This window comes from Shewanella sp. 11B5, assembly GCF_002836795.1.
Taxonomy (GTDB): Bacteria; Pseudomonadota; Gammaproteobacteria; order Enterobacterales; family Shewanellaceae; genus Shewanella; species Shewanella frigidimarina.
In genome coordinates this window covers 1-11,034 of the sequence record NZ_PJAP01000221.1, presented here as the reverse complement: position 1 = coordinate 11,034, position 11,034 = coordinate 1, and the positions used below count along the sequence as shown (strand labels likewise).

General features: G+C 42.4%; 6 protein-coding genes and 1 pseudogene. 1 reads left to right on the top strand and 6 read right to left on the bottom strand.

Translation table 11 applies throughout. The annotated features are described in order from the left end of the window. Positions 1–412 (top strand): annotated as a pseudogene (locus tag CXF78_RS21365) (hypothetical protein); the annotation flags it as partial. 146 nt (positions 413–558) lie between these two features. Here CXF78_RS21365 and CXF78_RS02015 read toward each other — a convergent pair. The 6 genes from CXF78_RS02015 to CXF78_RS01990 form a co-directional block, all read right to left on the bottom strand. Beyond that, the gene (locus tag CXF78_RS02015; RefSeq protein WP_102035821.1) at positions 559–1,818 is read right to left on the bottom strand and encodes a dicarboxylate/amino acid:cation symporter; all 1,260 of its coding nucleotides are present in this window, start codon (positions 1,816–1,818) and stop codon (positions 559–561) included. A 424-nt stretch (positions 1,819–2,242) separates the two neighbouring features. Further along, entirely contained in the window at positions 2,243–3,247 is a 1,005-nt protein-coding gene (locus CXF78_RS02010; RefSeq protein WP_102035820.1) for a DUF7281 domain-containing protein, read from the bottom strand. Next, positions 3,235–4,455: a phosphoenolpyruvate carboxylase gene (locus tag CXF78_RS02005; RefSeq protein ID WP_102035819.1), complete on the bottom strand. Its 1,221-nt coding sequence runs from the start codon at positions 4,453–4,455 to the stop codon at positions 3,235–3,237. The genes CXF78_RS02010 and CXF78_RS02005 overlap by 13 nt, the downstream gene beginning before the upstream one ends. Then, positions 4,452–5,105, bottom strand: coding sequence for a condensin complex protein MksE (locus CXF78_RS02000; protein WP_011636014.1), 654 nt, complete (start codon positions 5,103–5,105; stop codon positions 4,452–4,454). The genes CXF78_RS02005 and CXF78_RS02000 overlap by 4 nt, the downstream gene beginning before the upstream one ends. Continuing rightward, positions 5,105–8,824: an ATP-binding protein gene (locus CXF78_RS01995; RefSeq protein ID WP_102035818.1), complete on the bottom strand. Its 3,720-nt coding sequence runs from the start codon at positions 8,822–8,824 to the stop codon at positions 5,105–5,107. The genes CXF78_RS02000 and CXF78_RS01995 overlap by 1 nt, the downstream gene beginning before the upstream one ends. A 349-nt stretch (positions 8,825–9,173) precedes the next feature. Next, positions 9,174–10,775: a methyl-accepting chemotaxis protein gene (locus tag CXF78_RS01990; RefSeq protein WP_243638374.1), complete on the bottom strand. Its 1,602-nt coding sequence runs from the start codon at positions 10,773–10,775 to the stop codon at positions 9,174–9,176. Between the last annotated feature and the right edge of the window lie 259 nt (positions 10,776–11,034).

Here is an 11,034-nt window from a genome sequence, read left to right as displayed (position 1 = left end):
CAGACTAAGATTGTTATTAGCGCAAAGCTACACCGAAACCGACAGAATAGAACAAGCATTAGGTGTACTTACCATTGCCAAAACCAATGCTGCTAAAGTGAAAGATTGGCTAACATTGGGCTATATTTCACAGCTTGCGGGCATGATAAACCAGCGCATAGGTCGTAATGATGAAGCCAGAGAGCAGTTTAAAAAAGCCATTGAATATCATCAAATGATGAACTATCCCATAGGACAAACACAGGCGCTGAATGAATTGGCAGAACTTGAGGTGATTGAGTTCAACTACCCACAAGCTTATCGCTATATTAACCGCTCTTATGAACTGGTTGCTCATCGAGGTTTAGATGATTTAGAAAAGACGACATTCAAGCTGATGACTAAGATAGAAAATAAAATGCAGCATAGATAGCATCTACTATTTTCGACACAACGACCCTGTAACAGATTCGTCAATTTAAAGCCTTAAGCATATGACCTTAAACATAAGGCCTTAAACCTTAGACATAAAAAATGGCCTGCATAGCAGGCCATTTTATTCATACTGCTAAGCGAATCTTATACTTTCTCAGCTGCAGCTTTTGCAGCCTCAAGCTGATGCGCTTGCTCAGTTTGATCAACAATGGTTAGTACCGCAGTATCACCGACCACATTACATGAGGTTAATACCATATCAATAATACGGTCTAATGCCGCAACAATCACAAATGCCTCTGCTGGTAAGCCTAATTGGTAAATCAATACCCCAATCATCACCATCCCACCACCAGGAACACCACCAGCACCCACCGACAGTAAAAATACGCTGAACAATAACGATGGAATTTGATCATTACTGATTGGCATACCAAAGGCATTCGCGACAAAGAAGATTGCAATGGTAATATAAATCGACACCCCGCCCATGTTCATGGTCGCGCCCAGTGGCACACCAAAACCAGCCACAGCTTGACTCACACCTAGCTTGTCAGTAAGGGTACGCATAGTTACCGGAATAGTGGCGTTTGAGCTAGCAGTAGACAATGAGAATAGAATTTGTTCTTGAGTTTTATCTCTGAAAGTTTTCGCTGAAATTGGAGTGAACAGGCTAACAGAATATGGGTATACGATAAAAATCCAAATCAATAATAAAGCCAAAATAAGCACTAAATATTCAACTACACTGACAAAAATTTCAGGCTCTAAGGTTGCGCCTAATTTAAACATTAAGGCGAATACACCGTATGGCGCTAAACTCATTACCACTGAAATTAAACGCATCATGATTTTATTGGCGGTTTGAAACCCTTTAACTGCTCCCTCAACCGATTGCCCCATTGATTTAATGACACCGCCCATTAATAGCGCCATAAAAATCACTTGCAACATATTGCCAGAGGTAAAGGCTGAAAACGGGTTGTTTGGTACAATACTCACAATTAACGACATTAAATCAGGCAGTTCTGTGGCGGTAATATCCAGCGAACCGTTGCTCGACATATCCACGCCTTTACCGGGCTCAAATATCATTGCGACGGTAAAAGCAGCTAAAATCGCTACCATGGTATTAATAATATAAAACCCAAAGGTTTTACCCCCTAAACGGCCAAAGCTTTTTAAATCTTGTAACTCACACACACCGCACACAATACTCACAAACACCAGTGGAACCACTAGCATCATAATCATATTGACGAACATGGTGCCAACACCACTGGCTAGGCTAACTAACGTGCCACCAAAAAAAGCATTATCTGCCAGTAAAAACTGCACAATACTACCAAGCAGAACCCCAAAAAACAGACCGATAAAGATCCGTGCTGAAAGTGATTTTGTCATCTATAAATTTCCCTTCGAAATGGCAACTTCTGTTGCTAATTATTGTTATACCAATCCTGGTGTTTATTCTTTTCGAGCGCTGAAATACTGAGACATAGCGCAATATATTTCAATCACCTTATGAACAAAAGTGATTACTTAATCGACGCTTAACAAGCGTGCAATATAAAAGTTAGAAATAACAACAGATTATATACTTAGTTAATCATTAACGATGGTATAACCAGTGACAGATTTACTACGAAAACAGCTAAAATTTGTGCGTATAGCATTAAAATCAAGCCGACAACGAGAGTAACAATCAATTTGAAGGTTTTACTTGCTGATTAAGTGAGCTCGACTCTGTTTAATAAATGGGGTTAGCTGGCTCAATCAGCGTAGTGTTTTTTTATTCTGCACAGTGGTTTTATTATTAAGAGTGGTTTTATTCTGAACAGTGGATATTAAGCAACGTCAGTGACATGGATTTGGCTAACATATGTTGTTGTTTAATGCTCACGCAATGTTGTCCGAGCCATTGCACTAACGCTAACCACTGCGAGCTGTATTTTATTGATTGAGAGGAAGATTGATAAGCAGATAGAGACTTTGATTGTTCGCCAGAATGTGCATCTCGATGTAAGTTATTAAGGTAAGCCCATTGCTTGTGTTGTTTATGAAAATCATCCGTCGAATTTGTCTGGGCTAACGCTAATAACTTATCAGGCGACGCTAGCGCAAGTTGCGGCACTATAATGCTGCTGCAAGACTCAAGGCTATTAGCAATCATTAATCCTGCAGGATCAAGGTCAGTAAAGCTAATTACATTGATGTTGAGTGGTTGAAGTAAGTGTAAAAAACGCTTTCGACCTGCTGGCGAATAGTCATGACTACCACGGTATAACACCATACAGTTATTAATGATGGCCTGTAAATCTGGGGTAAATGAATTAGCAAAAAAGTGATCAAAACTGTCGAGGTTCTCTACCACGATGAGGTTCGTTAGATTGAGTTGCTGACAAAGCGCAATCGCACTGTCGACCTTTAATCGCAGTGAACAATTATGTACAGATAATAAATCGGCAACGGAACCTGGCGCTAAATCAGTCACTTGGTCTTGAGATAAACTAGGCGCTAGCTTAATTAATACATAGTCAGCTTCAGGGCTGATGTTAGCGTATTTTTCATTAGCGCTAAGTTGTGACATCTGTTGGCGGGGCACATCAAAATCAAGGGCCAGAATATCTAAGCCCGAATCAATTTGGGCCATGTTACGCAGTAAAACATAATCGTTTGCAGTCAAATACAAGTATTTGTCAGTTCCATCGGTCTCACCTATTTGCCACAACTGATACAACTTGTTCCAATCGGCAGTGAACTTCACTCGCGGCAAGCGCTGCTTTGCCGCGTGTTCCATTAGCTGTAACTGTCTTTTGCTTAGGCTAGCCATAACTCAACATCGTTAATGATAAAGTTACCGCTATAAACCGGATCAGGTTTACCTATCGGTTCAAGCTCAAAGTAATTTTTATGCTCATCGGCTAAACCTTCATAACCGCCAATGACTTGATAAAGCCAACTTTCGGCATCCCATGTTAATTGCTTCTCTTGCAAATAGCTTAATGCCGATTGACGTAAACCAGAATCAATCACTTCACAAAAATATTCATCCACGGCTATTTTAAGGGGATTTTCAGGGATATCGAAATCCTCACTGTCGCCCATTTCAAAGGTCACGTTGTGCTCACGCAGTACCGCAGGTAACGAGTCGCGACTAATGGCTTTAACTTGTGCCACTAACCCCATCAGCTCTAGTTCGTGATGAGGGTTTGACACATCAACACTTGCAGGGGCTATCAGCGCTTCAGCACAATTAAATAATATCGGCACCGCTTTATGCACTACATGGTTTTCAGGTTGATAATCAGGATGCATGTTGGTGTGCAGTAACCAACCTTTTAGTAATCGGGTGCGCCCTTGTATTTGCCTAAATCGTCCAAGTAACTCATACAATCTCGCTTGGACAATACTCAACTCTTGAGTACATTGACTTAAGGTTTCTTGCAAGCTGGTCATCAATAAACGGCGCAATTCACGAATATCGCCAGCAATTTCACCTAACTCGCTAAATTGAAACATTTCTAAGCCGTTTAGCAGCTCTGACACCTGGCTTTGGGCTAACTCGTTTTCGCGAATTTTGGCACTTATAGTCCCAACATAACCAAATTCGTTGTTAATTCGGCTCCATAACACCCGAATTGAATAACGTAAACTGTCGGTAAAGCTGTACACATGTTCATTTAAATCGGCTAAATAGGCTTCCGCAGCACTGAAATCCACATCACGGCGCGCCTCTTTATAATGATCGGCTAACGTTTTTATTGTCGCTAGCGCCGAACCGACGTTGGCATCAATCTGTCGATTACGTTCGTCGCTTAATGCTTCTTCCAATAATGCCCGCACCGAACGCTTTAAGCGCAGTTCTTGATCCGGTTCTGGTCGCCATAAAATGCCACTTTTTTTCAGTTTTTCGATAACGCCAGCATCATGGGCTGTATCGTTAATCGACCCAGCCAAATATGCATCCATGACAACATCGGCATGGCGCCCAAGTTGTTTGAGCAGCTTTACCCCAGCTTGGTGTAAGTTACTGCTCATATCAAGTCCCTTTGGGTCGCGGTTTCTGCCTGAGCCTCAAGACTTAAGCCTTCGGTCTCATCAATAAAGCGGATAACTTCGTATAGATAATCTAACTTACCCGTGGCGATATAAATCTGTTTTTCACTATTGGGTTTGGTTAAATAACCCAGTTCCACTAAGCGCTTAAACACCAACTTAATTTGGCCGTCAACGTTAGTACTGCTTGAACCGAATAATCGGTAATGGCTCAACTTAGTGAGTTGCTCTCTAAAGGCTGGCGTGTCTTCAATACGCGCTTGTAAATCGGTTAAGCGGATCGGCGCGCCTTCGCTCAGCGGAGCATCTTGACCACTGGCTTCTTGCACTAATACCAGCCATTCCACTAATGGAATAAGTCCTGAGCAAATATCTTTAAATTGCGATGAAATAACTTTGCGCTCAACCTCGCCTAGCTGCAAATAACCGCAAAAAAAGACTTCACCCTCACCAGCACTGGCAATGGTGCGATTAATTTGGTTAAGGTAGGTTTCAACTCTGTCGCGAGTGCTGTTGTTTTTTAATGCCCGCCAACCATCTTCATTGGTCACTCGGCAAATAAACTCACCACGCAACAATTGCTCTATTAATGCGCCAGTACCAACTAAGGTAGTTTCAGTCGATTCAGACATTAGATGTGCTCCTTAGCAGTTTCAGCGCGAGTCATTTCCGCCGTAGGCATTTCGGTTTTAGTGTTACGTTGCGATAAACGGGCCGCTAACGGGTTGGCTTTAGGTTTAACGACCTGCAGCTTTTTAGTTTGCTTATTAATGATGTAACGGTTAGCAAATAGACTTAGCACTTCAGATTCTGGATTTGGGAAAGCCCCTAATACACTGATATTGTTGTTCTCACAGGCATCGAAGATTTTCTTCACGTTAGTGTGATGTAGCGTACCTAACTCATCAATTGGCCAATGGATAGTGACATTGGCTTTGCCGCGCAATAAACGGGTGAAGGCCAATAAAAACTTACATAAAATAAGGTAAGCCATACCATGACTTGAAGACTCGTTTAACTGACGGTCGGTACGAATAATTAAGTCGCTGTTACCTTCTTTTAAACGCAGTTCGATTTCTAACAGTTTCGCAATACCGCCGGTTAATGCTGCGCGGCCAATAATGTCTAATGCACGGCGCATTGAGTTAGTGTAATGCTCGTCCGGTAGTTGGCTGAAACCATCTGCTTTCCACGCTTTAAAGGCTTTAACAAACACTTCAAGTTCAGGCCAAAACTCCAGTTCGCTGATGCGAGAGCGAATTCGCACAGCCGATTCTGATACTCCTTCGAGGAATAATTCTTCACCCACTTCACGGGTAATACGCGCGCTTTGGCTGGCAATACGGCGGTCAATATCGGTTAACACGTCATAGAATGCGGTTAAGTCGATACCAAAAATACGCCCTTGTTCGCGGATCGCCATTAACGATTGCGGCACCATCACATTCAATAACTGCTCAAGCTGTGGGACTAACTTGCGATAGTCGAGTAGACGAATACCTTTGTCGTTAACAAAGCTAGACTCATCACGGGCCCGCTCCCAAAATTCGGCCAAACTTGAACCTGATTTACTGGCAATGACCGAGTCAAAGTGTTCAACATATTGTTTAACAGAACCCATTAAGTAGTCACGCTTTAGCAATAAATCTTCGCCTTGGCGCAAACGCTCGCCAATGCTGCCCATCGCTTCATCGTTATTAGCTGGCAATTTGAGCTCAGCTAACTTGCGCATCACTGCACGCAGCTTAGTGAGGTTTTCAGACGCCTCTACTTGGGCTGCATCACAGGCTTTACGTTCGGTTTCTAAGCTGTCTCTTCGGTGTTTTATTTCTGCCGTTTTCGCTTTTAGCAGTTGCTCCAACTCCAGCGTAGCGCGCTTAACATCAGTTAATTGAGTTTGCACTTTAGGCTTTCGAACAAGCCAGGTATGTTGATACCAATCATCAAAACGCAGCACTTCACTGCGGCGTTGTTCTGCATTACTGATGCAGGCTTCAAGATCGCGGATCTGTTTTTTAAGCGCCAAGATGGTGCCTTCATCAACACCACGCGACTTAAGCTCATTTTTGTACCAGGTTTCACCTGCTTTTTGCTCGGTTTTTGCATTTGCACGGCGTTGTTCAATATTGGCTTTAATCTGGCCTAATTGATTATCAATGGCGCCGACCACTTCTTGCCAATAGGCATTTTTTTCCATGCGCGCTTCAAGCGCCTGCTCTTTTTGCTCGCTTAACCAACCAAGGTGCTGATTGCTAAGCATCTTAAGTTCATTATCAAGTTGTACTAATCGCTTGCTCGAATCGGCTTTACGATCTGCCACAGCTTGATTGATTTTTTGTTGTTCGTTACGCTTTTCATCAAATAGGCGGCGTAAATCTTCACGGCTATTTTTGTACGCTGTACGGGCAAAGGTCAGTTCGCGGGTGATGCTATCGAGCGCCGTATTCATAGCAACCAGTTGATCTTCCGCTTCGGCATGCATTTCTTGCGCACTTTTCAGTGCTTCTTCTGCTTTGGCTAAACGAATACGTAAATCTTGCTCTGTAGCGGCATACTCCGGTACATCAATGGCTTTAAGATCGAGGTTAACCCCAAATAATGCTTCACTGCTGTCTTTGGTTAGGCTTGGGTGTAGATCGCTGCGATGCAACAACTCTGGCGCGATAACTTTACCAAAGGTGTGCTCCCAACCGTGGGCTTCTTTACGCAAAAACTCCAATAAGGTATGCGACTGTGGGAACAACATATGGTGCAGTTCTTCTTTGGCATTTTCTCGGTCACTAACGCGAATGCTGGATATACGCAGCGCTTCGTTAGCTTGGTCGCGCTTGGCCCGTTGTTTACGCTCTTCTGTGGTTAAACGATCGACCTTTTGATTACAGGTTTCTTGCTCTTCATCAGCTAGACTTATACGCTCATCGAAAATCGCTAAGCGCATTTTTTCATCTTCGGTGTAAGTCACACCATCAACTTGATGCTTAAGCTCGGCAGCGGTTAATTTAAGTTGATATTCTTGTTCGCTAAATTTAGCTTTACCAGCATCAGTTTGTTCACGCCATTGCAGCTCTAGTTTAGCGATATCGTCATTGGCAAGCTCACGTTGCTTATCACGCGCTTCACGTTGGGTGTCTTGCTCAAGATGTAGCGTTTCAAGTTCGCGATGTAATTGCTCAGCAATTTTACTACGGCGGGCATTAAAGGCGGCTTCAATATCTTGGTGTTTTTCGGTTTGTAATTTATGACGCTCGTTAAGGTTTTCAACATCACTGCGCCAATTAGGCAAATTATCTAAATCAGCTTTGGCTTGTTCAATGTCGGCATCTAAAAAGGCAGCATGCTGGTCTTCAATGGCATTAAGTTCATCTTCAAACTTGCCAGCGTCACCTTTAGCAGCAGATAATTCCTGGTTTAACTCATCACGAACATCTTTCCACTCATCATCTAATAAGCGCAACTTGAGGTTTAGTTCTTTACCATGAGTTTGGTTACGATCTTGACGCTCAGCTTCTAAGATTTCGTCAGCGCGATAACCGCGCGATAAACTGGCTAAGCGTAACTCTGCACTTAATAACTGATTAAATTCTTGTTCGAGCTTTTCGTATTCGGGGCGGATTTGTTCAAAACCTTGCACCAGCTGACTTTCACGGATCCACGTTTCTACTCGTTGCGGATTCAGTCTAGACGTCGGTGGGTTTACCCCATCTTCTTCTAAAATGGCTGCGATCATTGATTTAACCGTTTCCATTTTGCCCTCTTTCGAGTGCACTGCTTTGGCGAGTTTTTCGATATGACGCAAGCTATGTTCACCGTCACACAACGAGAACTGACGCGCGTAAGTACGCAGCTCATTGCGGTTACTGCCGGTATTTAATAAGCTACGATCATTCTGGATGATCGCTCGAAACTCTCGAGTGTTTAACAAGTTTGTATGGACTACGCCATCGCGTTTTACTTCACGGCCCAACTCTGCCATTGAATGACAAATGATGGTGTCGCCATTACGCGACTTAATATAATGCTCTAACTCAAAAGCACGGCCAATAAAGCGGTAGTTTACCCCTTTACCGTCACCCGCTGATGCTAAAACCGCTTGATAAAGTAAACCATCATCTTTTTGATATTCATAGATAATGTAGCTTGAGTCATGGGGTAAATACCAACGTTCGAAACTGTCACGCGTTGACGGCACAACACGGCTAGGGTACTCGCCATAAAATACCGGCACTAACCGTTGTAAGGTTGTTTTACCAGAGGCATTGGTACCACAAATATTAGTGTGACCATTTAATAACAGTTCGACCACACCTGGTAGGTGGGTATTAATTAACACGATTCTAATCAAGCTTGGCATGATAATCCTTTTCCAAACAGCTCACATTGCAGTGACAAAGAAGCAAAATACGGATGAAAAAATAACGTCTATTTATTCAATTTAAATAAAGTAAAACAAACGCAGGCTGGAGGCAATTTTCCCCCACAAAAATTGGCTTTATAATACGCTAAATAATTCAAAAATGGCGGCTAACAATGCAGCAAACAGCCAGAAACTGTTTATGTGCAACATATGTCGTCAGGCAGAGAGGATAAACACTGCGGAGCAGAAGGCTTTTTGGTTCGGGATAAAATAAAAAACGCACAGATTTCTCTGTGCGTTTTTTTATGGTGTACCACTCACATTTGGATCTGAATTGTCAGCAATATTACAATTTAAACTGTGAGGTAGCGTGGTTAAGCTCATTAGCAAAACCATCTAATCCTTCTGAAATGCCCTGCACTTCTGCAAGAATACCCAATGTTTGTTCAAATGATGCATTCATTTCAACCACATTATTCGCCACATGTGCAGCAACCAAAGATTGCTGTTCAGTGGCTGAAGCAATATGAGTATTCATACTATTAATACTGACAATTTTAGATTGAATTGAGCTTAATACTTCACCGGTATCTTTAGCATAACGCTCGTTTTCTGATGACTTAGTAATCGCCACATCCATAGTACTTACCGATGATTCAGCTGCGATTTTAAGCTTCTCTAGTACACCACGAATTTCTTTAGTCGCGTCTGCCGTTTTAGAAGCAAGTGCACGAACTTCATCAGCAACAACGGCAAAACCTCGCCCATGCTCACCCGCTCTAGCTGCTTCAATAGCGGCATTTAACGCCAATAAGTTTGTTTGATCTGCAATAGAGGTAATTACGTTCAAAATAGAGCCAACACTTTCGGTATCTTTGGCTAATTCATGAATGGAGTTAGATGCCAGCTCAATACCGGAGTTAAGTTCTTGTGAAATTCTCACTGTACGTTGTACTACAGCCAAGCCCTCCGTCGCTTCTCGTTCAGCAACTTGCGCAGCTTCTGCCGCTTGCTGGGCACTATGTGAAATGTCATTCACCGAGTGGCGCATTTCTTCCATCGACATATGCACGGCTTTAGCATCGTGGCTTTGTTGCTTGGTTGCCTTAGTCGCTACAGCCATACGTTCTTTTAGCGATGACGCACTGTCTAATAATGGACTGGTTACACTGACTACACGTTGAATAGAGTCAGCTAATAAACGTAAAAAACGGTTAAAATTACTCGATACTTGCCCCAGTTCATCAGTACCTGCAACCGTCAATTGGTGGCGTAAGTTACCTTTACCATCTGCTAACTCACCCAATGAGTTTGCCACATCACCAGCAGAACCACTGATGGCACGTGCAATAGAAATGGTAGCAAGTGCCATAAATACCAATAATGCGATACCGATGCTAAATGAAAGATATAAACTTTGCTCTGAACGGTCGCCAGCTTCTTTAATGGTAGAGCTAAACTCATCCACTTTGTCGGCTTTATAAACAGTAATTCCGTTGGTCAGTTTATCGAAAATCTTAGCTTTTTTCTGACTAATTTGTCCCACATCTGCCATATCGATCGTGCCATCAAGCATGCCTCTAGCCAATGATAGTGTCATGGTATTGTATTCATTGAGGTTGTTAGATAATTGCGATAAAACTGCAGTTTCTTGCTGATCGGTAGTTGATAAGTCGGTTAAATTATCGTTAAGTGAAACAAACGTTTTATTGGCGTTCTCAAGTAAATCTTCATCTGCAAACGATACCGCTTGAGTATATAACTCATCTAAGCGTTGTACATAAATGACATTTTGATTTGCAAGTTCAACCCGGTGTGCCACCTTGGTTTCCATGAAAGACAAGGTGTCACGATTTTTATTAATCGCAACAGTGCTGATACCAAGGTTAACGGCAAAAATAATAACCGATAACACAAAAATCAATCCAACCTTTTTAAAGATTGACATGTTACTAAACCAATTCATATTCCGCCCCCAAGCGATAATCAAATGAAGATAAAACCAATGTAGAGCTTATCAATACAGCTACTGAGATATTGCTATTGAGAACTGTGATGCCTAGTCTCAATCCTTGAGGTTGTTTATTGTGTTGCTACGGATACCGCTTCACATCAATCTTTAGTCAATTCACCATAGCTGGTACTATTTTATTGTTATAAAAATACTTTCAAACGAAATAAAGCTCATGCGTAAATGACTATCTATG

Coding starts and splice junctions, on each gene's coding strand:
- CXF78_RS02015 (WP_102035821.1), bottom strand. CDS start 1,818: ATGACAAAATCACTTTCAGCACGGATCTTTATCGGTCTGTTTTTTGGG.
- CXF78_RS02010 (WP_102035820.1), bottom strand. CDS start 3,247: ATGGCTAGCCTAAGCAAAAGACAGTTACAGCTAATGGAACACGCGGCA.
- CXF78_RS02005 (WP_102035819.1), bottom strand. CDS start 4,455: ATGAGCAGTAACTTACACCAAGCTGGGGTAAAGCTGCTCAAACAACTT.
- CXF78_RS02000 (WP_011636014.1), bottom strand. CDS start 5,105: ATGTCTGAATCGACTGAAACTACCTTAGTTGGTACTGGCGCATTAATA.
- CXF78_RS01995 (WP_102035818.1), bottom strand. CDS start 8,824: ATGCCAAGCTTGATTAGAATCGTGTTAATTAATACCCACCTACCAGGT.
- CXF78_RS01990 (WP_243638374.1), bottom strand. CDS start 10,775: ATGTCAATCTTTAAAAAGGTTGGATTGATTTTTGTGTTATCGGTTATT.